Origin of the sequence: Sorangium sp. KYC3313 (genome assembly GCF_052075895.1) — a bacterium.
Taxonomy (GTDB): domain Bacteria; phylum Myxococcota_A; class Polyangia; order Polyangiales; family Polyangiaceae; genus Sorangium; species Sorangium cellulosum_B.
The window spans coordinates 4,408,305-4,432,245 of the sequence record NZ_CP197255.1 but is presented as its reverse complement, the minus strand read 5'-3'; the positions used below and the strand labels follow the sequence as shown (position 1 = coordinate 4,432,245).

Below are 23,941 nucleotides of genomic sequence, written 5' to 3'. Positions count from 1 at the left end.
GTTGCGTGCCGAACGAGGAAGCCGCCCCTGTGGAGGATCGTTGTGGCGTATTCGTCGCCGCGAGCGGCAACGACGGCAGCAAGGGCACCAAGGCCGACCCCGTCAAGACGCTCGCCGAGGCGCTCCGGCGCGCCCGCGCGACGGACAGCGACGTGTACGCGTGCGCCGAGCCGTTCGCCGAATCGGCCGAGGTCCCGGCCGGCGTCTCCCTCTTCGGCGGCCTCGACTGCGCGAACGGCTGGACCTGGATCGGCGCGCAGACGAAGACCACCGTCGCGCCGGAAGCGGAGGCGATCCCGCTGACGCTCGCGCGCGGCGAGGGCACCACGCGCGTCGAGGACATCGAGGCGCGCGCGCCCGACGCACTGGCCAAAGGCGGCTCGTCGATCGCCGTGCTCGCCGATGGCGCCACCGCAGAGCTCGCGCGCTGCGCGCTCGTCGCCGGCAACGCGGCCGACGGCGCCGATGGTGACGACGCGCCGAGCGCGGCGCCAGAGCGCGCGCCGGCCGGCAGCAACGGCGTCGATGCGTGCAGCGACCTCGATGACGTGGAGGGACCCGACGCGACGCTCAACGGCGGCGCGCAGGTGGTCAACGCGTGCGGCGAGGAGCTGTCCATCGCTGGCAACGGTGGCAATGGGAACGTCGACAACGGAGCAGGAGGCGTTGCTGGCCAGATTGGGGCAGAGGGACAAGCTGGCGCTGGAGAGCCCCCGTCGATGAGCGACAGCTGGAGCTGTGGTGCCATCCCGAACGATCCAACCAAGGGCGGTGGCAGCGCCGGCGTTAACGGCGCCCCCGGCCCCGCGGGCGCCGGAGCCAGCGGCCTCGGCGCGCTGAGCGCCGCCGGCTACACCGGCGTGCCCGGCGGCGACGGCACGCCCGGCACGCCCGGTCAGGGTGGCGGCGGCGGAGGCGGTGCCAAGGGCGGCCCCGTCTGCACCGGCGGTGTCTCGGGCGCCGGCGCCAGCGGCGGCAGCGGCGGCGCTGGCGGTTGCGGCGGCCTGGCCGGAAAGGGCGGCGGCGCGGGTGGCGCCAGCATCGCCCTCGCCAGCATCGACGCCAGCGTCACCCTCATCGACTCCACCCTCACCGCCGGACACGGCGGCAACGGCGGCAAGGGCGGCAACCTCCAGCCGGGGGGCTCAGGCGGCTTGGGTGGCACCGGTGGCGTCGGGCTTGGGGCTGCCAGCGACGGCTGCGCCGGTGGCCAAGGCGGCAAGGGCGGTCCCGGCGGCCCCGGCGGCGGCGGCCTCGGCGGTCCCTCGCTCGCCATCGCCTTCCGCGGCACGCCCGTCGTCCAGCAGGGCCAGACCTCGCTCGCCCCAGGCGCCCCGGGCACCGGCGGTCCGGGCGGCAGCAACAACATCACCGGCAACGCCGGCCAGGACGGCGCGACGGCCGGAGAGCAGGAGCTTCGATGACCGCACGGCCGAGCCACACACCGCGCGCTTGGTGCGGCGCGGGGCTCGGCGTGCTCGGGAGGATGTACCGCGCGGCGCTCGCCGCGCCGACGTAGGCCGAAGGCCGCGCGCGGCGCGGCTCGAGCAGGAACAACGAAACGCGCGCCGCGCATCGCGGCGCGCCATGGCTCGGCTCGTCTTGGCGACGAGCACGCGAGGAGGACGATCGTGTACCCACAGCTCGCCATCGAGGCGGCGGCGCAATCGGACGTAGGCCGCCACCGCCGCCACAACGAGGACAGCTTCGCGGCCCTGCCGCACCTGGGGCTGTTCATGGTCGCCGACGGCCTCGGCGGCAGCGCGGCCGGAGAGGTCGCGTCCCGCATCGCCATCGAGGTGGTCCAGCGCTGCTTCGAGGAGGACGCCGACCTGGAACGGATCTGGCCCCGCGGCGGCGCGGCGCCCGCCGCGGCCTCGACCCCCGCCGACCGCGACGAGGTGCGGCTCGTGCTCGGCGTGCGGCGCGCCCACCGGGCCATCTACGAGGCCAGCCAGCAGCACGACGAGCAGCGCGGCATGGCGACGACCTTCGCCGGCGTCCTGCTCGCGCCCGGCATGGCCTACATCGCGCACGTCGGTGACTCGCGCGTCTACCGCATGCGCGGCGGCACGCTGCTGCGGCTGACCCGGGATCACACGGTGCTGGAAGAGACGCTCCGCGACGGCGGCGGAGCACGGGAGGCGGTCGAGGCGCTCAGCGAGCGGGCCAACGTCATCACCCGCGCGCTCGGGGCCGGCGACGACGTCGATATCGAATCGCGCGTCGAGGCCACCCTGCCGGGCGACCTCTTCCTCCTCTGCTCCGACGGGCTGTGGGGCCCGGTGCCCGAGCGGCGCATCGCCGACATCCTCGAAGCGCACCGCGACCTGAGCTTCGCCGCGGAGTTGCTCATCGACCTCGCCAACGAGCACGGCGGCCGAGACAACGTGACGTGCGTGCTCGCACGCCTCGGAGGGCGCTGAGCCATGGCGATGAGCACTCCTCGGCGCCGCGTCGCTCCGGGCTGGTGGCGCGGTGCGCTGCGTCGGCCTCCGCGCGCCCGCGCGGACGGCTTCAACCTCCAGCCGGGAGGCCTGGGCGGCAACGGCGGCGCGGGCGGCGTCGGTGTCGGCAGCACCAATCCCGGCTGCGCCGGCGGTCAAGGCGGCAAGGGCGGCCCCGGCGCCGGTCAGGACGGCCTCGCCGCCGACACCCAGGAAGCTGCCGTGAGCCTCCGACAGCCCGGTCGCACAACTCCCCGCCCCGGCTTCGCTGCGTCATACAACGCACGGCGTCACCGGGGCCGCGGAGAAAAAAATGCAACCGGCGGACGATTGTGCAGCGAACCGGGGCCGCTCGACGGAACTAGACAAGTAGAGGAGGCCGGAAACGGCTCGGCAGGGCGACCGGCGGACCACCCCCGCAGCGCGGAGGGGGTCCATCATGCCGGCGGGTTGGCCGAGGGACGGCTGGATCGTCTTCAACCCCCGCGCTCGGCGCGCACTCCAGGAACAGCGACTCCCTCCTCGCCTTTTCTCTTGACCCTCGCTGCGCTTCCGCTGCGCAGCGCCGTCGCGCGGCGCTCGGCCCCCGCGACGCCGCGCCCGCAGGCAGCGCTCCCGGGCGGTGCGGCCGGAGCGCGGTCCCACGCGGAGGTGTGCGGCTCGACGTGACCGGCGCGCGGCAGCGCGCGCACGCTCTCGACGCGGGCGTGGCGGGCACCTCTGCCCGCGACGCCGCGCGCGACGAAGGACGGCTCGAACAGGGTGCGGGTCGTGCCGGCTCCGGCGCGACACGGCGGGCGTGTGCCCGCAGGGGTGCTCACGGTTCAGGAGGGAACATGGAAGACATGCTGGGTGCGATGTAGCTCGTCTCGCCGCTCGGGCTCGCGATGATCGCGTGCGTCGCGATCGGCTTCGCGGTCACCGCGCGCGAAGCGCTGGGACGCGAGCGGGGGTTTCGCGAGGCGCGCGAGCAGGCGCGTGATGAAGAGGAGGCAGCCCTCACCGATGCGAAGGAGCAGGCAGCGGGGGAGCGGGACCGCTACCGGCGCCTCCTGGACTGTCACGTCGATGCGGCGCTCGCCGAGCGGAGAGACGCCCGAGGGCGCCCCGTCCCCTGGCCAGGAAGGGTCCTCGAGTCGTTCTGCGCGACGACGCCTTCGTGGAGGAGGAAGCTGGTCGAGTGCACGGGGTTGGAACCGAGGGAGGTGGAGCGGCTGCTGAGGAGCGACCTGCCCATAACGCCCGGCCTCGCGCGGCAGCTGGAGACCTTCACCGGCACGCCGGCGCGGTACTGGGAGCGCCTGTGGCGGCTGCACGACGACCGCCGAACGGACGAGGAGGATACCGTGGTGTTCCGGGTCGGCGAGCCCGTCGCCGAGCGCGAGAAACCGGCGCCGCCGACTCCGCCGGCGCCGCCGACGGTACCTCCCCGCGCGCTCGACACGCCTCCGCCCGTGGTGCCGTCTCCCGAGCTCGCGGCCAGTGGCCCGCGGGCGAAGCTCCCGCCGCCTCCCCTGCCGCAGCTCCGGCCACCGCGCCCTGTCCGCGCCGTCGCGGGGGAACAGCCCGCCCGTCGCGCTGCCACCCTGACGAGCTTCCCGCTGCAGCCCGACGAAGGGGGGACGAGCGCTGCCAGTGCGTCCGATTGGGAGGAAGCAGAGCGCTCTCCCCTGAACACGACACTCCCGGGAGTAGGGCGCCACGGGTGAGAGCAGCCGAGCCTCGCACTCGGGCCGTTGTCCTGCCTCGCGAGGCCGTCGTCTTGCCGCTGGGACGCGCTGTCTTGCTCCGCGACGCCGTTGTCTTGCCGCTGGGACGCGCTGTCTTGCTCCGCGACGCCGTTGTCTTGCCGCTGGAACGCGCTGTCTTGCTCCGCGACGCCGTTGTCTTGCTCCGCAAGGCCGTTGTCTTGCCGCCGGCGCCTCTTGTCCTGCCGCCGGCACCCGCTGTCTTGCCCCGCGAGGCCGTTGTCTTGCCGCCGGCGCCCGTTGTCGCCCACGGCATGGCCGGGCTCCCCGAACGCAGCGCCGGCGGTGCAGCTCACCCCCGGCGCAGCCGGCGACGGCGGCAGCGCCGCGCCCGGCGGTCCGCCGGAGAGCGCCGACGTGCCGGGAAGCGGTGAGAGCTGCTGGAACTTCGCAACCGGCGAGCGCTGCGGACAGTGAGAAAATCATCTCACCCCGTGAGAATCTCGGACGGCCAAAGGCAAGTAAGCGCAATATCGATGATTTGCGCGAGAGACTCCTGGGCGAGCAGCTTCATCGACGACAGAATGGGCGGCCTCATCCGAGTCCGAGAAGGAGCGCCCATGTCCAAACGCCGGCCGATCAGCACCGCCAACATGCCCCGCTCGGGAAACGCGATCCACGCGAGCGCGCGGGAGATGTGGGAGCTCGCGTGGTTGCGAAAGCTGGGTCTCGAGGACATCGCGTGGGACGCGGCGCGCTACTGCGAGGACTGCAGAGCGGAGCGCGCCGCTCAAGGGGAAGACGAGGAGGACATCGCGCCGCCCTCCGGGACGCGGTCCAACTTCCTGACGCCGGACGACGGCGAGGACACCACGCCGTCCGCCAACGCGCCACGGACGCGCGGCGAGAGCGACGGCAAGCCGGCGCATCTGGCGCTCGCGCGGCCGCGTCGTCCGGACTACACGAAAAACTGATCGCCCTGACGTCGAGTCAAGAGCGGAATCTCGAACCGCCAAGTCGCCAAGGGCGCCAAGAAACCAGGGGAACAAGAGGGGGAATGCCGGGACGGCCCTCCCCCTCTTCTCTTGGCGGCCTCGGCGCCTTGGCGGTTTCTCTGCTGATCCGGGGCAACTTCCCGCAGCAGAGCTAACCGTCGGCGAGCTCCACGCTCCCGCCGGTGGGCTTCGCGTCGCTGCCCACCTGCGGCGGCTCCGCCGCTTCGGCCTTCTTCTTCGTGTTGCGGTTGAACAGCCGCCGTGTCGAGATCGGCACGAGCCGCGGAATCGTGGGATCGATGCCGTGCGCCCCGTCGAACGCGCGGATGATCTGGCCCATGATCAGGATGTTGATCCCGTCGGCGCGGTCGAGGACGCCTTGGGTCACCTTCGCGTCCACAGGGCGGTTCGTCGCGCCGGCCACCGCGACGCGGAGCTCCCTGGCCGCGTCTTCCAGCTCTTTGGCGTAGGATTCGTCCAGATTCGCGAGCTCGAGCCGCTCCGCGAGCGCCTCGTCGTCGCTCTTCAGCCACCGGCGCAGCAGCTTCGCTGTCTGCTGGAGCCCCCCTGCCAGCGTCTCGCTCGTGGCGGCGGTCCCGAACGCGGCGTCGACCTGCGCCCGCAGCGTCTCGTCCCGGCCCGACGCGTCGCGGAGGGCGTCATGGGCCTGGTCGCGGAGCTCGATCGCCCTCGACTGCGCCGCCTCCGACGCCTTGTCCTGCCCCGCCCTCGCGACGCCGGCCGCGGCGTTCGTCGTCGCGCGCTGCCGATCGAGCTTCTCGAGCGCGAGCGCCTGCTGGACGGCGAGCGCGAGCAGCGGCTTCGAGAAGCCACGGAGCCTCCGCCTCTGCTCGTCCGTGGCCTGTTGATGGAAATCCCAGGCCTTGCGGTAGATCCGCGCGGCGTCCGTGACGATCCTGCTCGACAGGATCGTCTTGCCGATGCCGACGAGATCCGCGTCGGTCGTGCCGGCGAGGATCGCCTTGAGAGACGTCTTGGGAGGCTCGCCGACGGTCGCGGCCAGGAGCTCGAGGGCGTGAGTCGCCTCCAGCTCCGTATCCTGCGCTTCGTGCACGTCTTCCTTCGGTGATGTCTTCTTATTGGCCATCGGACGAATTCATCGTCCTCCGCGCCGAGAGTCCACCCCAAACGGCAAGGGACACCCGTCGACTTCGTGCCCAGTCGCCGAGGCCTCCCTCGGTCAGACCTTGGCCCGACCTGCTCCGCCCCCCGCCCCTGCCCCGCCCCCCGCCCCTGCCCCGCCCCCCGCCCTCGGCGCGCGCGTTATCTCGGCCGCCCGGCCGGCGACCCGGAGCGCCGTGCCCTGGACAGCGTGTTTGTACTTGACGTAGCCGAGCGCGAGCAGCCCTGTCCCGCGCGGGTCCTCGACCTGGCTCGTGACGGCGCCGACGGCCGCGCCGTCGGGCAGCGCGATCTCCGCGCCCGCGGGCACGCCGCCCTCCCCCTCGACGGCGAGCTGCACGAGCCGCTTCTTGGCGTGGCCGCGCGCCTGGAGCATGAACACCGTCTCCTGCCCCAGGTAGCACCCCTTGCTGAACGAGACGGCGCGATCCTCGATCGACGCCTCCTGCGGGAAGTTCTGGTCGTCGAAGTCGACCCCGAACCGCGGGACGTTGTTCTCGACCCGGAGCACCTCCCACGCCGCCGCCGTCACCGGCAGGACCGCGCGGGCCTCACCCTCGGCGAGGAGCGCCTCGACGACGGCGCCCTCGGCCTGCCGGGGCGCCACGAGCAGCGCGCCCCCGAGGCCGGTCCAGTCGACGATCGCGGCCTCGGCGCCGGCCGCGCGCCCGGCCGCCGCGAGATCGGCGGACCGCGGGCCGTGGACGAAGACCCAGGCGTGCTCGGCGGAGGCGTCCTGGACCTCGGCGTCCTCCATGATGAGGTGGCGGTCGAAGAGCTCGCGGAGCTGCTCGACGCGCTCCCGCAGCGCGCCGACGTAGATGCGATCGGCCGCCATCACGATCCACACCTCGGCGAAGATCTTCCCGGTCTTCCCCACGTTGAGCCCGTACGCGCCGCCCGCGGGAGGCGCGGCCTTCGCCCCGGCGGGCAGCGGCTTCTGCGGCGCGAGATCGCAGGTGACCAGGCCGTTCAACCAGGTCTGCCGGTCCGAGCCGGTGACGATCAGCGTCCCGAGCTCGGGCATGGCCTGCACGAGCGCCCCTTCGCGGAGCGCGCGCCGCCGCTCTTCCAGTCCGTGAGCGTTGCTCATCGAGGCCGGATCGTGGAGGAGGGAGCCCGCGCCGTCGAGGGGCGGCCCGAACTTTCAGCGCTCAGGGATCGACCTCGGCGACGAGCGCCGGGAACTCGGCCGACTTGTGGACGCCCGGCGGGACGATCGCCGCGTCGACGTGGCCGACGAGGCGGCGGAGCGCGTCGACGTCGGCCGAGAGCACCTCGGCGACGACGATGAGCGCCCTCGGGAGCGACGCGACGGCCTCGATCACCGCGTCCGCCGACGCGCACCGGACCAGGACCGCGCGCGCGCCGACCTTCGCGGCGGCCTCGGCCCCCTCCTTGCTCTCCGCCAGCGCGAGCGGGAGCATACGCATCGTCCTCGCCCCCTTCGCGAGGCGGTCCCAGTCGTCGAGCGGCAGCGTCGCGTCGATGCAGACCCCGTCCGCCCCGTGGTAGCGCGCCGCGAGGGCGCCGTCGCGATCGCCCACCCGCGACAGGCAGAGCGACGGCACCGTCCTCGTCGCCCGCGCGGCCCCCTGCATGGCGGGCCCCGCCTCGGCGAACGCGAGCGCCGAGATGTTGAGCTCATGCAGCCGCGCCGCGTCCTCCGCGGGCGCCTCCGAGCCGACGAGCCCGACAAGAGCCATGTTCTTCCTGCGGGTGGAGATCACCTGGAGAAGATCGCGTGTGGACGGGACGATCGATCCTGCATCGAAATCCTGCATGGGGAGGGCCGGTAGACGAGACGAACGCGCGGGTCAAGCAAGGGATCGCTCCGGGTCCTCGAGCGCGGGTCGAGAATCCATGGCTGGAACGTCCTGCACGCGCATCCACACGGCGGTCTGATCGCCTTCGTAGCAGACGCTGCCTTCGTGACGGAACTCGAACGAATAGCGGATCATGTGCCGCTTGACGCCGAGCCGGGAGCGCGTCGCCACGCACGTCGCCTCGATGGGCGCGCCCGGCTGGACCAGCTTGCGAAAGACCACCCGGTGAATGTTGGTGCCATAACCGATCCAGCCCTCGCGGTGGCGCAACCCGAGCAGGTGGTAGGCGTGCACGAAGCCGAGCATCCCCGTCGCGTGCACCATGATGGCGCCGGCGACGTGGCGCGGGTGCAGCAGCGGATGCGCCCGCTGCGCGTCGACGAGCGGCATCGGCCTGTCGGTCGGCATACGACAGCGCACGAGGCCCTTCTCGGCGTCCACCTCGAGGAGCTCGTCGAAGAAGAGCACCGAGGGGTCGTAAGGGAGGTCCGCGAGGAACTCGGCATCGAACGGACCGAGCTTCACAGGAAGGGGCGCGCCGCTCGCCGCGCCGGGTGCAGAGGTCGTCATCGGTTGGCTCTGGGATCCCGAATCCCCCCGAGCCGGCTCCTAGCAGCGGCCGATCGCGTGGGCAACGCCGACCGGCGCCTCGCGCCTCGCGGCGCTGGACCGGCGGGCTCGGCGAAGCCTGCCGGCGGGCTCAGCGCAGCGCGGTGCGCGCCACGAGAGGCGCGCGCGCGGCGCGGGGGCGATCGCCCCCTCGGCCGCGCGGCGCGCGTGCGTCATCGCGCGGGCGACGCCCGCGCGCACAGGCGTCCTTATTTGACGCGTTGCCCGGCGTCGCGTAATCCACTCGACCATGTCAGGCAGTCGTGGACCTCGCGGGCCTGCGGCGCTCGCGCTCAGCGGGTCGCTCCTGGGGCTCGCGTTCAGCGCCTCATCGACGTTCGATTACATCCGGCACCTCGACCGGCAGGTCCACGATCTGCACTGCAGCTTCGTCCCGGGCCTCGGCGCGCAGGCGGGCGCAGACACCGCGTGCCGCGTGGCCATGTACAGCCCCTACTCCGCCCTGTTCCGCGAGAGCTTCTGGGGCGGTATCCCCATCTCGCTGTTCGCCCTGGGGGCGTTCGCGTTCTTCGCGGCGTTCGCGCTCTATGTGCTGCTCTCGGCCCAGCACGCGCCGCGGCGCGCGGCGCACTTCCTGTTCGTCGCGGGCCTCACGCCGCTCGCCGTGTCGCTCCTGATGGCGACCATCTCGGCGATGCGCCTCGGGGTGTTCTGCAAGACGTGCGTCGGCATGTACGTCGCGTCGGCGCTGCTCGCGGCCGGCGGCGTCTGGGCGTTCCTCGAGGACCGCAGGGCGGCCCGCGCCGCGGCCTGGTCCGGCGCGGCGCCGCGCGCGCCCTCGTCGGCAGGCGCGGCCGGGGTGGGGCCCACCATCCCCGGGGCGCCCCTCGGGGTCGACGGGCCGGGCGGCGCCGCCGCAGCGCCCGCCGGCCCCCCGCGCCGCGTGGGCTCGCTGCTGCTCCTGCCGGGGTGGCTCGTCGCGCTCGCCGTGTGCACGGTGACGCCGGCGCTGCTCTACGCGAGCGCGCTGCCGAGCTACGCGAGCTACATGACCGGCTGCGGCAAGCTGGAGAAGCCGACCGAGCCGAACGGCGCGCTGCTCCACGTGACGCGCCCGGGCGCGGTGCAGCCGGCGACCCTCTTCGTCGATCCGCTCTGCCCGACCTGCAAGGCGTTCCACCAGCGGCTCGTGTCCGAGGGGGTGTTCGAGAAGCTGGACACGACGCTGGTGCTCTTCCCGCTGGACAGCGAGTGCAATTGGATGCTCGACCGGCCGGTGCACCCGGGCTCGTGCCTCCTCTCGAAGGCCATCCTGTGCAGCGATCACCGGGCGATGGATGTGCTCGAGTGGGCCTACGACAACCAGGAGACGCTGCTCGAGGGCGCGAAGGCGGGCGCGGGCACCGCGAACGTGCAGGCGGCGATCCGGCAGCGCTGGCCGGGGCTCGACGCATGCATGGACTCGAAGGAGACGGCGCTGCGGCTGAACCGTATGCTCCGCTACATCGTGGACAACAAGCTCCCTGTCTCGACGCCGCAGATGTTCCTGGGCACGACGCGGCTCTGCGACGAAGATACGGACATCGGGATGTCGTACGCGATAAGGCAGCTCGCGCCGGCGCTCCGGACGAAGTGAGGAGATCATGAGAGGCGCAGGGATCATCGGGATCGTGGCCGGGTGCGCGCTTCTGGTCGCGTCCGGGGTGACGGTGCACAGCGAGGTGCAGGCCGCGTCGCAGCGCCTGAAGACGGGTGTTGCCGCGGCGGTGAAGCCGGCCGTGGCCATCGCCGACGACGCCGAGGCGCCGTATTGCACGCCCGCGTTCAAGACGGTGCTGCAGCGGGTGCTCAACGCGTGCGGCCTGGTCGGGGCGGAGGCGCGGCGCGGGTGCCAGCCGGCCGACGTGAAGACGCTCGCGTCGATCAGCGACGACGACTTCAACGCGCTCTTCACGCCGCTGAAGCAGCGCGGCGGGGTCGTGATGTTCGACGACGGCTCGGAGAAGCTCGACGACGACGGCAGGAAGATGATCGAGGAGATGTGGCTCGATCGGCGCGGCGCCCGCTATTTCTTCATCGTCGCTCGCGCGTCGAAGACGGGGACGCCGGAGTTCAACCGGACGCTGTCGCACAAGCGCGCGAACAGCGCGTTCTTCGACATCTCCGACAAGTTCAAGGAGCAGGACCTGGACAAGAAGGTCGGGATGCTGTGGCTCGGGAACGAGTTCGCGCAGCTCGGCGCGGAATACTGCCAATGGAACGTCTCGCGCAAGAACAAGGCATGTACGGCCGAGGCCATCAACCGGAGCGCGTTCGTCTCGTGGGTGGACTGTCAGCTGTGAGCCCCGCGAGGAGGAGCGGCGCCCTCCGGGGCGCCTTCGCGGCCCTCGCCGTGGCCGCGGGGCTCGCGGGCGGGTGCGACGGGGACAGGAAGGCCGATCTGCCGCCGCCCCCGACGCCCGGCCAGGGGCGGAGCAACGCCGTGACGGCGCCGGGAGGGGCCTCGACCGCGAGCGCCAGGGCGCCGGCGAGCGCCGCGGCGGAGGCGGCGCCGGCCGCGCCGCGGCTCCTGTGCGCGGGGCAGTCTCCGCGGCCTGCGCCCTCGGCGGGCGGGCTCACGGCGGTCGCCGCCAGCGGCGCGGAGAAGCTGCCGGCGAACATCGGGTTCGGCGTCGGCAAGTGGGTGTGGGTGAACTTCTGGGCGGCGTGGTGCAAGCCGTGCCTGGAGGAGATGCCGCGGCTGCTCGGGTGGCAGCAGAAGCTGCGGGCGGCCGGCGTGCTCGTCGACCTGGCGTTCGTCTCGATCGACGACGACGAGCGGCAGCTGTCGCGGTTCCTGGAGGCGCAGCCGGGCACGGGGGTGCGCGCCTCGTACTGGCTGCCCGACGGGCCCCAGCGGGCCGGGTGGCTGCGGGCGCTCGGCGTGAAGGAGACGACCGAGCTGCCGATCCACGCCATCGCGGCGCCGAGCGGGCAGGTGACGTGCGTGATCCAGGGCGCCGTCGAGGACAGCGACTATCCGACGATCGCGGCGCTGCTCGGGGGGAAGAAGTAGGCGGCGGCTCTCCGCCTCCCACCGCCCCGACGCCCGCGGGGAGCCATCACCGCACCCCGGCGAAAGAGGGCGAATGAGGCCCGCGAAAGAGGGCGGAAGAAGCCCGCGTCCATGCGACGGAATCGTGCGCGAGGGGCGTCCGGACATCGAGCTCCGGTGTACGATCCGAGCGAGGCGGCTCTCTTCGTAGCGTCCCCTCGCGAAGGAGCAGACCGCGAGCGCGGCTTGTGGGGGGCGCCGCGATCCTGCTCATGCTGAAAGAGGGGCTTATGAGGACGACCACGCGAAGACGCCATTGGTTTTTTCTCTTTCGCCTGTCCTCGCTGGTCGCGTCGACGGCGCTCCTGATCGCGAGCTGTGAGAGCGAGGGCGACGCCCCGGTGCAGGGGTCTGGCCAGTACTGCGACAGCGCGGCGGACTGCGCGGACGATGTCCCCTGCACGGTCGACCGCTGCGTTGGCCATCGGTGCGCGTCGGAGCTGGACGACACCCGCTGTCCGGGCGGGCGCTGCGATCCGGCGAAGGGCGCCTGCGTCACCGACAGGCCGTGCGCGACGTCGCTCGACTGCGTGGACACGGATCCGTGCACCCAGGAAGAGCGCTGTGACGAGTCGTTCCGCCAGTGCGTCTTCGATGGGCTGGACGGCGATAACGACGACGAGCTGCCCGCGATCTGCGGCGGCACGGACTGCGACGACGACGATCCGCGGAACGCCTCCGCGCTCGACGAGCGGTGCGACGGTGCCGACAACGACTGCAATGGCGCGGTCGACGACGGCGAGGGCAGCGCCCTCTGCGGCGCAGAGAACGCGAGCTGCGTGAAGGGGCGCTGCGAGTGCCCGGCCGGGCAGGGCTACTGCCCGCTGGAGGTCTCCTCGGGGTTTCACTGCATCGATGTGCAGTCCGACCCGAAGAACTGCGGCGCCTGCGGGGCGTCGTGCCCCGCGGGCACGACCTGCGAGGGCGGGCAGTGCACGTGCCCGGGGGGCCTCGCGCTGTGCGGGTCCGCGTGCGCGGACCTCTCCGCGGACCGGAACCACTGCGGCGCCTGCGGCGCCGCCTGTGACGACGAGGAGAACTGCACCGACGGCGAGTGCGCGCCGTGCGGCAGGCTCGACGAGCCTTGCTGCGGCGGCGTGCGCTGCGAGGACGATTTCACCGAGTGCGGGCAGCGCGGCACGTGCGTCGCGAAGGCGTGCTCGGAGCCGTTCGAAGCGTTGCCGGCCACGCACCTGCCGCGGTGCACGGCCGAGACGCGGGCGTGCGTCGAGACGTGCGAGGGGGACGGGTGCATTCCCGATTGCCTCGAAGCGGACACCACCCCCCCCGGCTCGCTCGCCGGCCAATCCTTCGACTGCCGCGACTGCATCGACCACCAGATGGAGGCCTGCGGGTCGCGGACGATGTGCCGGACGATCCAGGCGGCGACGTACTGCTGCATCGAGGAGCGCTGCGGCGGGAGGTTCGACAGCACGTGCAAGTCCCGCTGCTCGGTGGAGTTGGACGAGTACCAGAGCTGCCTCACCTTGACGGGTTGCGTCTACATCCTAGAGGCGGAGCAGCCTCTCTCCTGCTTTCCATGAGGCGCCCTCGTGCGCGAGCAGCCACCGCTTGCGCGCGAGGCCGCCGGCATAACCCGTGAGCTCTCCGCCGGCCCCGATGACCCGGTGGCACGGGATGATCAGACAGACCGGATTCCGGCCGTTCGCCAGGCCGACCGCGCGGGACGCCGACGGTTGACCGAGCGACGCCGCGACCTCCCCGTAAGCGCGCGTCGCGCCAGGAGGGATGCGCCGGACCTCCGCCCAGACACGGCGCTGGAACGCAGTGCCGCCGGGCTCGACGGGGATGTCGGAGAGCGCGGCGAGATCGCCGCACAGATAAGCCCTCATCCGGCTGGAGAAGCCGCAGGGATCCGCGGCGCCGTGGAGCGCGACGGCGCCATACCGCGCCTCCAGCGAGCCGCGGAGGCGCGGCGCGTAGTCGGCGAATTCAAGCGCGTGAATCGCGCCGCCCCCGACGGCCAAGAGGATGCCCCCGAGAGGCGACTCCACCTCATCCAGCGAAAGATCCATCCGATACCTCCCTGTCTGCGGGCCGCGCGCCCTGCGCGTCCGCCGTCCACAACAGCACCGCGGCGTAGGCCCGCCACGGGCGCCACGCCTCCGCCATCGCCGCGAGATCCGTGCCGGAGACGCCGCCGAGCGCGCGCCGCAGGCCGAGATCCGTCGCCGGGAACGCGTCCGGCTCGCGCAGCGCGCGCATCGCGATGTAGTGCGCGGTCCACGCGCCGACGCCAGGGACCGCGCAGAGCGCGCGCACCGTCTCCTCCAGGCCGCGGGAGGCGTCGAGCGCGACCTCGCCGGAGGCCACGCGCGCCGCGAGCGCCGCGATCGTCGCGGCGCGGGCGCGCGGCAGGCCGAGGCCCGCCAGATCGGCCGCGGCGAGCGCCTCGGGCGCCGGGAAGACGAAGCGGAGCCCCTCGGCGCCCTCGGGCAGGCCCCCGCGGACCGCGAGCGGCTCGCCGTGCCGCTCGACAAGGCGCCCCGCGAGCTGCGTCGCGGCGCGGACGCTCACCTGCTGGCCCAGGATCGCCCGCACCGCGAGCTCGAAGCCGTCCCACGCGCCCGGCACGCGCACGCCCGGCATCGCCAGGACCCGCGGGGCGAGCCGCGGATCGGCCCCGAGGTGCGCGGCGATCGCGTCGGGATCGGCGCCGAGGTCGAAGAGCCGCCGCAGCCGCTCCGCGCAGTGGATGAGCCCCTCGGTGCCGGGCAGCCGCAGCCGCGCGAGGAGGTACGGCTCGCCGGGCGCCGGGCGCACCTCGACGACGCCGTGGCCGCCGGCGACGCGCACCGTGCGGCGGTACGCGCCGGGGCCCGCCGACTCCACGCCGGGGATCGCGCGCGCCGCGAGGAAGCCCGCGAGCGCGCCCCAGTCGAGCGGCGGCCGGAACGGGAGGCGGAGCGCGATGTCCGGCGCGCCGCCCGCCCCGCCTCCACCCTCCACGCCCCTACCCGCCCCTCCCCCGCCCCGCTTCGACACGGCCTTTCGCAGCTCGCGCGGCGAGCGCTCGTAGGCGGCGCGGATCGCGTCGTTGAAGCGGCGGACGCTGGAGAAGCCCGACGAGAGCGCCACCTCGGTCATGGAGAGCGCTGTCTCGTCGAGGAGCTTCTTCGCGAAGAGCAGGCGCCGCGTCTGCGCCACCGCGAGCGGGGAGGCGCCGACGTGCCGCAGGAAGAGCCGCCTCAGGTGGCGCTCGCCCACGCCGAGCCGCGCCGCGAGCGCCGGGGCGTCCGCGTCGTCGAGCGCGCCCTCCGCGATGAGCCGGAGCGCCCGCGAGACGAGGGCCGACGTGCCCAGCCACGCGGGCGTCCCGGGCGAGGCCTCGGGGCGGCAGCGCAGGCACGGGCGGTAGCCGGCCTCCTGCGCGGCGGCCGCCGAGGGGAAGAACACGCAGCGCTCCCGCTTCGGCGTGCGCGCGGGGCAGATGGGGCGGCAGTAGATGCCCGTCGAGCGCACGCCCGTGAAGAAGCGACCGTCGAAGCGGCGGTCGCGGGTCTCGAGCGCGCGGTAGCACGCGTCCTCGTCGATCCGCATGCAGGCGTCGTAGCGCGGGCGCCGCCGCGCATCTGGCGCTTTTCGGACCTGTGAGGGAGGGGGGGGCCCCGCCGCCCTGGGTCGCCCCGCCTGGGATCCGGAGAGAGAGAGTTCAACGCAAAGGCGGCGCGCCTGCGGGAGCGCGCCGCGGCAACGTGATCGCTACCGCGTCAGCACGCCTGGCCCGGTCGGCGGCTCGGCGGCGGGGCCGTTCTTCAGCGCCTTCACCGACTCGACCATCAGCGACACCGCGAGCCCGATCAGCGCGAGCCCCACGACGCCGTTCATCGTCGTCGCGTTCAGCGCGAGCCCCTCGGTCCGCACCGCGGCGAACGCGGTCCGCACCTGGAGGATGAGGGCCCACACCGTGATCGTCATGACGAACACCATCGGGATCGCCGTGTACCAGATGCGCCGCTTCTCGCGGTGCAGCCAGACGGTGACCGCGAGGAGCGTCAGCGCCGCGAGCAGCTGGTTGCTCGTGCCGAACAGCGTCCAGAAGTCGAGGTACGCGGGCCGCACGCCGGGCGCGGGCGGGCGCGCGGTCATGATGAACAGCGTGGGCGGCGCCAGCGAGATCGCGGTCGCGGCCGCGGACACCACGCGCCCCTTCCAGTTGAAGAGCTCCTGGAGGATGTAGCGGCTGAGGCGCGTCGAGACGTCGAGCGTGTCGAACACGAAGGTGGAGAACGCCATGGCGCCGAACGTCGCGGCGAACAGGAAGTGCTCCTTGCCGATGATGACGGTGAGGAACTTGCCGATCCCGTCGCCGTAGATCTTGCCCGGCCCGGCCAGCTTCGTCCCCTGCGCCACGATGACGAGCGTCGCGAGCGCGATCAGCGCGACGAACGCCTCGGCCAGCATCGCGCCGTAGCCCACCGGGTGGGTGTGCGTCTCCTTCGAGATCTGCTTCGACGTCGTCCCCGAGCAGACGAGCCCGTGGAAGCCGGAGCAGGCGCCGCAGGCGATGGTGACGAACAGGAACGGGAAGAGCATGCCGGTCGCGCCGCCGGCGTCGAACGTGGTGAACGCGGGCTGCCGCAGCTCGAACTCCCCCGGGTAACGGAGGTTTCCAAAGAAGATCCCGATCACGCCGACCGCGAGCGCGATGTAGAGGACGAACCCGCCCAGGTAGCCGCGCGGCTGGAGGAGCAGCCAGACCGGCAGGAGCGAGGCGATGAGGCAGTAGACGAGGATGATGAGGCCGAACGCGCGCTGCGGGTTGTCGAGCGGCAGGACGAACGCTGTCGAGATCTTCGTGCCGAGCCAGACGACGCCGAGCGTCGCGGGCACGAAGAGGAGCGTGGTGAGCCAGAGCGGCGGCTTGAGGTACCGCTCGACCACGCCCATGACGAGGGAGAGGCCGAGGTAAGCGGCGCTCGCCGCGGCGACGGCGCCGCCGGGGTTGAACTGGAACGTGCCGCCCTCGAACTCCTCGGTCTTGCCGACGAAGGTGCTCGCCGTGATGTCCGTGAAGGCGACGATCACGTAGGACAGCGCGAGCCAGATGAAGATCATCATCGACAGCCAGGCGCGCCGGCCGATGTGCCGCTTCGCGATCTCGGCGACGCTCTCCGCCTCGTGGCGGACGCTCGCGATGAGCGCGGAGAAGTCGTGCACAGCGCCGATGAACACGACGCCGATCGCGATCCAGAGGATGCACGGGAGCCACCCGAACGCCTGGCCGGCGAGGATCGGGCCGGCGATCGGCCCGGCGGCGGCGATGGCGCTGAAGTGCTGCCCGAAGAGGTAGAACGGCTTCGTGGGGACATAGTCCTCGCCGTCGTTCACCTTCACCGCGGGCGTCACGGCGCCGTCGTCGAGCGCGTAGTTGCGCGCGACGAGCCGCCCGTAGAAGCGGTAGCCAAGGCACAGCACGACGATGACGGTCAGGGCGAGCAGCGGCAGCACGCGGCGGAGTATAAGGCCTTCCGCGGGCGACAGTGATCCGGCAAACGAAGGGGAAGGGCGGCGGTGGGTCGCCGGACGGGTACAGGCCCCCGCCCATCACGGCGCCAGAGCCCGAGGGTCCGTCCGGAGGAGCCCCCTCGGGTACGCGCGGCTCTCAGCGGCTGGCGTTCAGCGTGTCCCAGTAGCTGTGCAGGCCGCGGAGGTTGTTCCCGCCGTCGACGAACACCGTATCTCCGGTGATCCAGCGCGACTCCTCGCTGCAGAGGAACGAGACCACGGGCGCCACGTCGGCCGTCTCCCCGATCCGCCCGAGGGGCGTGCGCTCGAGGAACCGCTGGGCGCTGAGCCCCGCCGTGAGCCCGATGGCGTCGACGAGCGGGGTCCGGACGAGCCCCGGCGCCACCACGTTCACCCGGATGCCGTGGCGCCCGAGCTCGGACGCGGCCACCTTGGTGAGCTGCGCGAGGGCCGCCTTGGAGGCGCAGTAATGCGACAGGCCGTCGGTCGGCAGGACCTGGTTGATCGAGGTGATGTTGACGAAGGCGCCCGGCTGCTTCGCGGCGATGAGGCCGCGGGCGACCGCCTTCATGAAGAGGAAGGGGCCCTTCAGGTTGGTGCCGAGGACGCTGTCGAAATCCTCCTCCGGCAGGTCCGTCAGGAGCGCGAGCGTGGCGATCCCCGCGTTGTTCACGAGGATCCCCGGCAGCCCGAACGCCGACGTCGCCGCCTCGACGGCGCGCGACACGTCTTCGGCGCGGGACGCGTCGCCCGGGAAGGGCAGCGCGCGCGCCGCGCCGCCGGCCGCGCGGTTCAGCTCCTCGGCCGCCGCCTCGACCTTCGCCGCCGTCCGGCCGAAGAGCAGCACGTCGCTGCCGCGACGCATGAGGTCTTTCGCGATCTCGAGACCGATCCCCTGACCACCCCCGGTGACAATTGCGCTCTTGGAAATAAGCTTCATCTCGACCTCCGTGACTGCGGAAAGCAGATCCAGTATATCCTTGATCGCCAGGAGGAACCTCGGCCGGCGGAGCGCCGATCTCGCTCAGGCCGGCAGCATCATCGGCGCGCGCACCTTCGCGGCGATCTCCTCGCCCCGGAGCCGCGCGACGAGCGCGAGCGCGAACGCCATCGCGGTGCCCGGCCCCTGGCTCGTGACGAGCAGCCCGTCCTCGACGACCGGGCTCGCGAGGAGCTCGCCGTGCGCCGACACCACGTCGTTCACGGACGGGTGGCACGCCATCCTGCGGCCCTGGAAGAGCCCGTGCGCCGCGAGCGCGATCGGCGCGGCGCAGATCGCCGCGACGACGCGGCCCGCCTGCGCCTGCGCATGAAGGCGCTCCCCGACGGCCGGCGAGCTGGCCAGCCGGTCGGCCCCGCCCTTGCCGCCCGGGAGGACCACCACGTCGAAGTCGCCCGTCACCGCCGAGAGATCCGCGTCCGGCACGAGGCGCACGCCCCGGCTGCAGCGCACCGGGCCCGGGCCATCGAGCCCGGCGAGGACGACCTCGACCTCGGCGCGGCGCAGGACATCGACGAGGATCGTCGTTTCCATCTCCTCGGCTCCCTCGGCGAGGATCACGAGCGCTCGCGGCGTCTTCATGGGCGCCGGCATGGGGCCGCGGGCCGCCGGATGCAAGCCGGACGCGCACAGGGCGCTGGGGGGCGCAAGCCGGACGCAGGCTGAGCGAGCGCATGCGAGCAGATCAAGGATCGAGCCGCGCGAGCGCGTGCGCGCGCCGGCCGAGGCGGGCGGCGCGGAAGCCCCTTTGCCTGGGCACGGCGACGCGCTAGGAGCGGGGCATGGCGGAGCCGTCCGACGATCCGTTTGGCCTCTCGGGGCAGACCATCGAGGGGAAATACCGCGTCGCCGCCGTCATCGGCGACGGCGGGTTCGGCGTCGTCTACCGGGGGATGCACGAGGGCTTCGGCGAGCTCATCGCGATCAAGTGCCTGAAGCTGCCGGCCTCGCTCGACGCCGCGGAGCGCGACGCGCTGCTCGAGACGCTGCGGGGCGAGGGGCGGATCCTGCACCGGCTGTCGCGGGCCACCTCGGGCATCGTGCAGGCGCTCGACGTCGGCGCGTTCACCACCCAGGCCGGCGTGTGGGTGCCCTACCTGGTGCTGGAGTGGCTGGAGGGCCAGACGCTCGGGCAATACCTCCGGGAGCGGCGCGAGCGGGGCGAGGCCGGCATGTCGATCGCCGAGGCGATCCAGCTGCTCACGCCGGCCGCGCGCGCGCTCGCGGTCGCGCACGCGCACAAGGTCGCGCACCGGGACGTGAAGCCGGCGAACCTGTTCCTCACCCAGGTCGGCGGGGCGCGGACGCTGAAGGTGCTCGATTTCGGCATCGCCAAGGTGCTGTCCGACCATCCGACGTTCACCGAGGCGCTCGCCGCGACCCGGCAGGGGCCGAGCGCCTTCACGCCGCGCTACGGCGCGCCCGAGCAGTTCAACAAGGCCCGCGGCGCGACGGGCCCGTGGACCGACGTGTTCGCGCTCGCGCTCATCTTCGTCGAGCTCGTGAGCGGCAGGCGCGCGCTCGAGGGGGACGACCCCACGCAGCTCTACGTCGCCTCGGCCGACCCGGCGGTGCGCCCGACGCTGCGCGCGCGGGGGCTCCCGGACGCGCCCGAGGCGATCGAGCGCGTGCTCGACAAGGCGCTCGCGATCGAGCCCAAGCACCGCTTCACGAGCGCAGGCGAGTTCTGGGACGCGCTCTCGGCCGCGGCGCACGGCGAGCGCGCGGGGTCGTTCGCGGGCCGCGGCGGCCCCGCCGCGGAGCACGCGGCGGGGCAGTCGACCGCGGAGTACGCGGCCGCGCAGGGGCTCGGCATGGCCGTCGGGCCGAGCGAGCCGACGATGCTCGCCGACGCGCACGCGCCCGCCCCGGCGCGGCCTGCCGTCGTCAAGGTGAGCCACGGCGCGAGCGGGCCGCAGGCCGCCGGCGCGACGGGCGGCGCGGCGCCTCGCGCGAGAGACGGGGGCGGCGCGCTGGCGACGGGGGGCTCCAGGACCGCGCAGGTCGAGGACTCCATGATCGAGACGGTCGCGCCCGCCAGCCCCCCTGCGGCCGGCGCGGCCCCGCACCCCCAGGCCGCGGCGGGCGGACCGCCGCACGGCGCGCCGCCGGTCGCAGCGCCGCCGCAGCGCCGCAGCGCCGGGCGCGCGGCGCTTCCCTGGTTCGTGGCGGCGCTCGTGCTCGGCGGCGCCGGCGCGACGGCGTACGTCCTGACGCGGGCGCCCGACAAGAAGCCGGCGAAAGCGCCGGCCGCGCGCGCCACCGCGGCGTCGTCCGCCGGGCGCGCCGCGACGGCCGCGGCGGGCGTGCCGGCGCCCGCCAGCGCCGCGCCGACCGCGAGCGCCTCGGCCTCGGCGCCTTCCGCCGAGCCCGCCGCGCCCGCGGCGCCGCCGGCGGACATGGTCTTCATCGGGCCCATCTCGACCACGATCGGCGCCGCGGGCGAGGCGCGCCAGGTGACGCTCACCCGCGGGTTCTACATCGATCGCAACGAGGTGACCGTCCGCGCCTACCGGGCCTGCATGCAGCAGCGCATGTGCTCCACGGCGGATCACGTCTCGCTGACGCCCGAGCTCCTGCCCGGCGCGCAGGCGCCGGCGGCGCCCGAGGAGCAGCGGGAGGTCGAGCTCTGGACGCGGCGCTGCAACGAGCCCCGCGGCGCGACCGGGCACCCGATCAACTGCGTCGACTACTCCCAGGCCGAGAGCTACTGCCGCTTCCGCGGCCGGCGGCTGCCCACCGAGGCGGAGTGGGAGGTCGCCGCGCGCGGCGCGGCCGGCCGGGCGTTCGTCTGGGGCGACGAGGCGCCGGCCTGCGAGCGCGCCTGCTACGATCGCAACGAGGGCTGCCTCGCGCGCGGCGCCGACGTCTCGACCTGCGCCTCCGGCGCCCACCCGAGCGATCGCACCCCGGAGGGCGTCTACGATCTCGCCGGCAACGTGTCCGAGTGGGTCTCGGACGGCCTCGTCTTCCCGCCGCCCGGCGGCGAGAACCCGCAGGGCGACCCCTCCTTCCCGCTCAAGGTGGTGCGCGGCGGCAGCTTCCTCGACGGCCCCGAGAAGCTCTCCGCCACCTACCGCACCGCCGCCGCGCCCGTGACGGCGCACGCCTGGATCGGCTTCCGCTGCGCCATGGATGCGCCGGCGGAGGACGCCGCCACGCAGCAGGCTGCGCCGGGCGAGCAGGGAGCGGCGGCGCCCTGAGCTGAAGCGCCGCGCCCCTCGTCCTCAAGCGCGGCGTGGCCGGATCCGGCGCCGCGCGTCCACGGATCACCGATCCGACAGGGCCCGGGCGGTTCGATTCGCTCGATTCCTGAGCGTTTTCTCTGGATCCTGGGTAGATTGATCTGGTTCCCAGAGTCGATTCTCTCGATGTGGCTTTCCATCATCTGGATCCGAGAGATTCAACTCTGAGCGGAGCCTCCATTTAGCCAGAATACAGAATTTATTCTCTAAATTCCGTCTATATTTAGCCAGTTTCCTGGATGAAATGTCTCGATGCCGCTGATCCCGGGGCCCCCGCTCCGTCAGCGCCGAGCCGCCGCCCCAGCTGACCGACCACGACGAGATCCCTTGCGCGCGCGTGCCGCGGCGCCGGACGGGGGAACACGTGCAGCGTGCCGCGAATCAGCTCCGCCACCTTGTTCGGCGGGACGGCCTCGAGGTCGGCGTACGTGGCGCGGCGCTGCTTCTCGGCGGGCTGCCCCATGGGCGAAGCCTGCCCGGGGTGGGGCGGCGGGGCAAGGCGGGACAACGTGGTGCGCGGCGAAGCGAAGCGGCGGGACCGCGCCGCGGCATGGTGCGCGCCGGCGCGTGTCGCCGCGGCTCGGCGTGAGCCCGCAGCATCACCTCACGTCGTCAGTCCTTGACGTCGATCGACATGGGGTCTCCGCCCAGCAGCTCACAGGACGATGAACTTGTCGTCCGTGTACACGACGACGAAGCGCGTGTCCGCCGGCGCGCCGCTGGCATCGAAGCAGGCGACGTTGACGTTCGCGTTCGTCTCGGTGCCGGACCAGCCGACGACCTTGCAGTACTCCGGTCCGGTGCCGTACGCCGTGATCTGCACGTTCGAGCCCGACGCCGACATGCCGGGCAGGCTGACGGAGTAGCGGCCTGCGGACGTGCGCCCTGCGGTGATGTCGGTCTCCACCTCGCCCAGGTCCCCCGCGATGTAGCCTTCCTGATAGGAGAGGCTCGGCGTGTACGCCGCCGCCGTCGCGTTGTTCGCCCAGGCGTAGCTGTAGGAGAGCCCGCCGTTCACCTGCCTCGAGCGCGCGAAGTTGAGGGTGAACTGGCTATCCGACGGGGCGCCCGAGCTGTCGAAGCAGCGCACGCGGACCACCGCGTCGTCTCCGGACTGCCCCCAGCTGCCGACCTTGCAGTGCTCGCTGCCCGGGCCGTAGGCCGTCACCTCGACCGTCGCGCCGCCCGCGGTCTGCCCCGGCAGGGTCACCGCATAGTAGCCCACCCCCTCGCGCGCGATCGTGTTGTTCACGCCGCTCGAGTTGAACTGGTACGTCGCGGCGGGCGTGTACGCCGATGCCGTCGGGTTGTTCGCCCAGACGTACGCCTCGTCCGAGGATCCGGTGCCCGACTTGTGGACATAGGCGACGCTGAACTGGGTGTCGACCGGCGCGCCGCCGGCGGTGAAGCAGTTGACATAAACATCCACGTCATCGCCGCTCCTGACCCAGGAATTGACCTTGCAGCGCTCGGCGCCCGCGCCGTAGGCCGTGACCTGGACATGACCGCCCGGCGCCGCGCCCACGTCCGGAAACCGCACGCGATACTGGCCCGCGCCGAGCTGCGTGACGGTGTTGTTCACGCCCTGCCCGGATGCGTCTCCGGAGGAGCTCCGCGAGTAGCTCGAGCTCGCGGTGAACGAGCCCGTCGCCTGGTGCGCCCACGCGTACGCCCACGCACGGGACACGAACGCTTGCTGGGCGTCGCCCACCTCGCCCTCCTCGGCCTCGTACGCCACGGCGCAACCTGCGCCCATGATACCGACGACGAGCGACCCCAGCAGCAGTGCCTTGCTCTTCATGACATGCTTCCTTTCCACGAGTTCGATGTTGGATAACGGCCATCGCTGCCCCGGCGCGACCGCGACAAGGTGACTGCAATGTGCAACGCGCATGCCGCGCGCGACCACCCGGCGCCTCCAGCGATGGCGCTGCCTCCTGTTCCGGGGGCGAGACGCCGGATCGGGCGCGATCAGGCCGTGATCGCGACACGCCGGCCGCGACCGGCGACTGGATTGCTGCGCGTCGCCGTCACGCGCTCATGACACCCTCGCCGTCACACGCTCATGACACCCTCGCTGTCACGCTCCCATGACAGGCGTCATCTCCGCGTGTCAGCGCGAGGGGGCCAGCGAGGAGCGCGCCGCTCAGGGGATCTCCAGGCGATCGCCGGGCGCCGGGCTCACGATCGCGCCGTCGTGTGAGCGACCTGGAACGTCGGTCGACTCGCCGAGCGCGGTGAGGAAGCGGGCGATGGGGTCAGTCCACGAGCTCGGCGTCGGCGAGGTCGTCCGCGCCGGTGACGTGCACGCCGTCGAACGTGACGAGAGTGCCTAGCTCGCCCGCGCCGGGCGCGAAGGCGAACCGAACGGTCCATTCTCTGCCGCTGAAGAACGTGAGCTCCGGACCCCAGCCCACCCGCGGCGGCGGGCGGCTTCCGAGAT

The 23,941-nt window shown here is 72.9% G+C and carries 20 protein-coding genes and 1 pseudogene; 9 read left to right on the top strand and 12 right to left on the bottom strand.

The window, feature by feature from the left end; all coding sequences use genetic code 11:
* Window positions 1-29: 29 nt before the first annotated feature.
* The 4 genes from ACSRUE_RS17390 (at window position 30) to ACSRUE_RS17375 (ending at window position 5,109) form a co-directional block, all read left to right on the top strand.
* Window positions 30-1,424 (top strand): PGRS family protein, encoded by a 1,395-nt coding sequence (locus ACSRUE_RS17390; RefSeq protein ID WP_441291964.1) that lies wholly within the window; start codon window positions 30-32, stop codon window positions 1,422-1,424.
* 207 nt (window positions 1,425-1,631) lie between these two features.
* Entirely contained in the window at window positions 1,632-2,426 is a 795-nt protein-coding gene (locus tag ACSRUE_RS17385; protein WP_441291963.1) for a PP2C family protein-serine/threonine phosphatase, read from the top strand.
* Between the two features lie 908 nt (window positions 2,427-3,334).
* On the top strand, window positions 3,335-4,156 hold the full coding sequence (locus ACSRUE_RS17380) for a helix-turn-helix transcriptional regulator (RefSeq protein ID WP_441291962.1): 822 nt from the start codon (window positions 3,335-3,337) through the stop codon (window positions 4,154-4,156).
* 599 nt (window positions 4,157-4,755) lie between these two features.
* Complete coding sequence (locus tag ACSRUE_RS17375; protein WP_441291961.1) at window positions 4,756-5,109, top strand: hypothetical protein; 354 nt, start codon at window positions 4,756-4,758, stop codon at window positions 5,107-5,109.
* A gap of 172 nt (window positions 5,110-5,281) precedes the next feature.
* Here the strand turns inward: ACSRUE_RS17375 and ACSRUE_RS17370 are convergent, their stop codons facing one another.
* The 4 genes from ACSRUE_RS17370 to ACSRUE_RS17355 form a co-directional block, all read right to left on the bottom strand.
* The gene (locus tag ACSRUE_RS17370; protein ID WP_441291960.1) at window positions 5,282-6,238 is read right to left on the bottom strand and encodes a hypothetical protein; all 957 of its coding nucleotides are present in this window, start codon (window positions 6,236-6,238) and stop codon (window positions 5,282-5,284) included.
* 93 nt (window positions 6,239-6,331) lie between these two features.
* Window positions 6,332-7,366 carry a CAF17-like 4Fe-4S cluster assembly/insertion protein YgfZ gene (gene ygfZ / locus ACSRUE_RS17365; RefSeq protein ID WP_441291959.1) on the bottom strand — a complete coding sequence of 345 codons (1,035 nt, stop codon included), beginning with the start codon at window positions 7,364-7,366 and terminating at the stop codon, window positions 6,332-6,334.
* A 61-nt stretch (window positions 7,367-7,427) separates the two neighbouring features.
* Window positions 7,428-7,979, bottom strand: coding sequence for a hypothetical protein (locus ACSRUE_RS17360; RefSeq protein WP_437765278.1), 552 nt, complete (start codon window positions 7,977-7,979; stop codon window positions 7,428-7,430).
* A 111-nt stretch (window positions 7,980-8,090) separates the two neighbouring features.
* Window positions 8,091-8,669 carry a hypothetical protein gene (locus ACSRUE_RS17355; RefSeq protein ID WP_012238819.1) on the bottom strand — a complete coding sequence of 193 codons (579 nt, stop codon included), beginning with the start codon at window positions 8,667-8,669 and terminating at the stop codon, window positions 8,091-8,093.
* Window positions 8,670-8,958: 289 nt separating this feature from the next.
* Here ACSRUE_RS17355 and ACSRUE_RS17350 point away from each other — a divergent pair, with 289 nt between their 5' ends.
* The 4 genes from ACSRUE_RS17350 to ACSRUE_RS17335 all read left to right on the top strand — a co-directional run bounded on the left by ACSRUE_RS17350 (window position 8,959) and on the right by ACSRUE_RS17335 (window position 13,307).
* Window positions 8,959-10,305, top strand: a complete 1,347-nt coding sequence (locus ACSRUE_RS17350) for a vitamin K epoxide reductase family protein (protein ID WP_441291958.1) — start codon at window positions 8,959-8,961, stop codon at window positions 10,303-10,305.
* Window positions 10,306-10,312: 7 nt separating this feature from the next.
* Window positions 10,313-11,011, top strand: coding sequence for a hypothetical protein (locus tag ACSRUE_RS17345; protein WP_441291957.1), 699 nt, complete (start codon window positions 10,313-10,315; stop codon window positions 11,009-11,011).
* Window positions 11,008-11,724, top strand: coding sequence for a TlpA family protein disulfide reductase (locus ACSRUE_RS17340; RefSeq protein ID WP_441291956.1), 717 nt, complete (start codon window positions 11,008-11,010; stop codon window positions 11,722-11,724). Before ACSRUE_RS17345 ends, ACSRUE_RS17340 begins: the two co-directional genes overlap by 4 nt.
* A gap of 269 nt (window positions 11,725-11,993) precedes the next feature.
* Window positions 11,994-13,307, top strand: coding sequence for a hypothetical protein (locus tag ACSRUE_RS17335; RefSeq protein WP_441291955.1), 1,314 nt, complete (start codon window positions 11,994-11,996; stop codon window positions 13,305-13,307).
* Here the strand turns inward: ACSRUE_RS17335 and ACSRUE_RS17330 are convergent.
* From ACSRUE_RS17330 to ACSRUE_RS17310, 5 genes are all read right to left on the bottom strand, one after another.
* Window positions 13,272-13,799, bottom strand: a complete 528-nt coding sequence (locus ACSRUE_RS17330) for a methylated-DNA--[protein]-cysteine S-methyltransferase (protein ID WP_441291954.1) — start codon at window positions 13,797-13,799, stop codon at window positions 13,272-13,274. The genes ACSRUE_RS17335 and ACSRUE_RS17330 overlap by 36 nt on opposite strands.
* Window positions 13,780-15,324 carry an AlkA N-terminal domain-containing protein gene (locus ACSRUE_RS17325; RefSeq protein ID WP_441291953.1) on the bottom strand — a complete coding sequence of 515 codons (1,545 nt, stop codon included), beginning with the start codon at window positions 15,322-15,324 and terminating at the stop codon, window positions 13,780-13,782. Before ACSRUE_RS17325 ends, ACSRUE_RS17330 begins: the two co-directional genes overlap by 20 nt.
* A 162-nt stretch (window positions 15,325-15,486) precedes the next feature.
* Entirely contained in the window at window positions 15,487-17,235 is a 1,749-nt protein-coding gene (locus ACSRUE_RS17320) for a carbon starvation CstA family protein (RefSeq protein WP_441291952.1), read from the bottom strand.
* A gap of 154 nt (window positions 17,236-17,389) precedes the next feature.
* Window positions 17,390-18,193: an SDR family NAD(P)-dependent oxidoreductase gene (locus ACSRUE_RS17315; RefSeq protein WP_441291951.1), complete on the bottom strand. Its 804-nt coding sequence runs from the start codon at window positions 18,191-18,193 to the stop codon at window positions 17,390-17,392.
* Between the two features lie 84 nt (window positions 18,194-18,277).
* Window positions 18,278-18,835 (bottom strand): DJ-1 family glyoxalase III, encoded by a 558-nt coding sequence (locus tag ACSRUE_RS17310; protein WP_437765267.1) that lies wholly within the window; start codon window positions 18,833-18,835, stop codon window positions 18,278-18,280.
* A gap of 200 nt (window positions 18,836-19,035) precedes the next feature.
* On the opposite strand from ACSRUE_RS17310, the gene ACSRUE_RS17305 reads away from it, so the two are divergent.
* A complete protein-coding gene (locus ACSRUE_RS17305; protein WP_441291950.1) occupies window positions 19,036-21,456 on the top strand; it encodes an SUMF1/EgtB/PvdO family nonheme iron enzyme in 2,421 nt (806 codons plus the stop codon).
* 304 nt (window positions 21,457-21,760) lie between these two features.
* On the opposite strand, the pseudogene ACSRUE_RS17300 reads toward ACSRUE_RS17305, so the two are convergent.
* The 3 genes and pseudogenes from ACSRUE_RS17300 to ACSRUE_RS17290 all read right to left on the bottom strand — a co-directional run.
* A pseudogene (locus ACSRUE_RS17300) lies at window positions 21,761-21,961 on the bottom strand (Uma2 family endonuclease); the annotation flags it as partial.
* 192 nt (window positions 21,962-22,153) lie between these two features.
* Complete coding sequence (locus ACSRUE_RS17295; protein ID WP_441291949.1) at window positions 22,154-23,299, bottom strand: hypothetical protein; 1,146 nt, start codon at window positions 23,297-23,299, stop codon at window positions 22,154-22,156.
* A 457-nt stretch (window positions 23,300-23,756) separates the two neighbouring features.
* The gene (locus tag ACSRUE_RS17290; protein ID WP_441291948.1) at window positions 23,757-23,915 is read right to left on the bottom strand and encodes a hypothetical protein; all 159 of its coding nucleotides are present in this window, start codon (window positions 23,913-23,915) and stop codon (window positions 23,757-23,759) included.
* Window positions 23,916-23,941: the final 26 nt, after the last annotated feature.

Bases quoted from the DNA above. Each gene is read 5' to 3' on its own strand.
- ACSRUE_RS17315 (WP_441291951.1), bottom strand. From the start codon at position 18,193: ATGAAGCTTATTTCCAAGAGCGCAATTGTCACCGGGGGTGGTCAGGGG.
- ACSRUE_RS17310 (WP_437765267.1), bottom strand. From the start codon at position 18,835: ATGAAGACGCCGCGAGCGCTCGTGATCCTCGCCGAGGGAGCCGAGGAG.
- ACSRUE_RS17295 (WP_441291949.1), bottom strand. From the start codon at position 23,299: ATGAAGAGCAAGGCACTGCTGCTGGGGTCGCTCGTCGTCGGTATCATG.
- ACSRUE_RS17305 (WP_441291950.1), top strand. From the start codon at position 19,036: ATGGCGGAGCCGTCCGACGATCCGTTTGGCCTCTCGGGGCAGACCATC.
- ACSRUE_RS17345 (WP_441291957.1), top strand. From the start codon at position 10,313: ATGAGAGGCGCAGGGATCATCGGGATCGTGGCCGGGTGCGCGCTTCTG.
- ACSRUE_RS17330 (WP_441291954.1), bottom strand. From the start codon at position 13,799: ATGGATCTTTCGCTGGATGAGGTGGAGTCGCCTCTCGGGGGCATCCTC.
- ACSRUE_RS17335 (WP_441291955.1), top strand. From the start codon at position 11,994: ATGAGGACGACCACGCGAAGACGCCATTGGTTTTTTCTCTTTCGCCTG.
- ACSRUE_RS17370 (WP_441291960.1), bottom strand. From the start codon at position 6,238: ATGGCCAATAAGAAGACATCACCGAAGGAAGACGTGCACGAAGCGCAG.
- ACSRUE_RS17355 (WP_012238819.1), bottom strand. From the start codon at position 8,669: ATGACGACCTCTGCACCCGGCGCGGCGAGCGGCGCGCCCCTTCCTGTG.
- ACSRUE_RS17380 (WP_441291962.1), top strand. From the start codon at position 3,335: ATGATCGCGTGCGTCGCGATCGGCTTCGCGGTCACCGCGCGCGAAGCG.
- ACSRUE_RS17375 (WP_441291961.1), top strand. From the start codon at position 4,756: ATGTCCAAACGCCGGCCGATCAGCACCGCCAACATGCCCCGCTCGGGA.
- ACSRUE_RS17350 (WP_441291958.1), top strand. From the start codon at position 8,959: ATGTCAGGCAGTCGTGGACCTCGCGGGCCTGCGGCGCTCGCGCTCAGC.
- ygfZ (WP_441291959.1), bottom strand. From the start codon at position 7,366: ATGAGCAACGCTCACGGACTGGAAGAGCGGCGGCGCGCGCTCCGCGAA.
- ACSRUE_RS17360 (WP_437765278.1), bottom strand. From the start codon at position 7,979: ATGGCTCTTGTCGGGCTCGTCGGCTCGGAGGCGCCCGCGGAGGACGCG.
- ACSRUE_RS17325 (WP_441291953.1), bottom strand. From the start codon at position 15,324: ATGCGGATCGACGAGGACGCGTGCTACCGCGCGCTCGAGACCCGCGAC.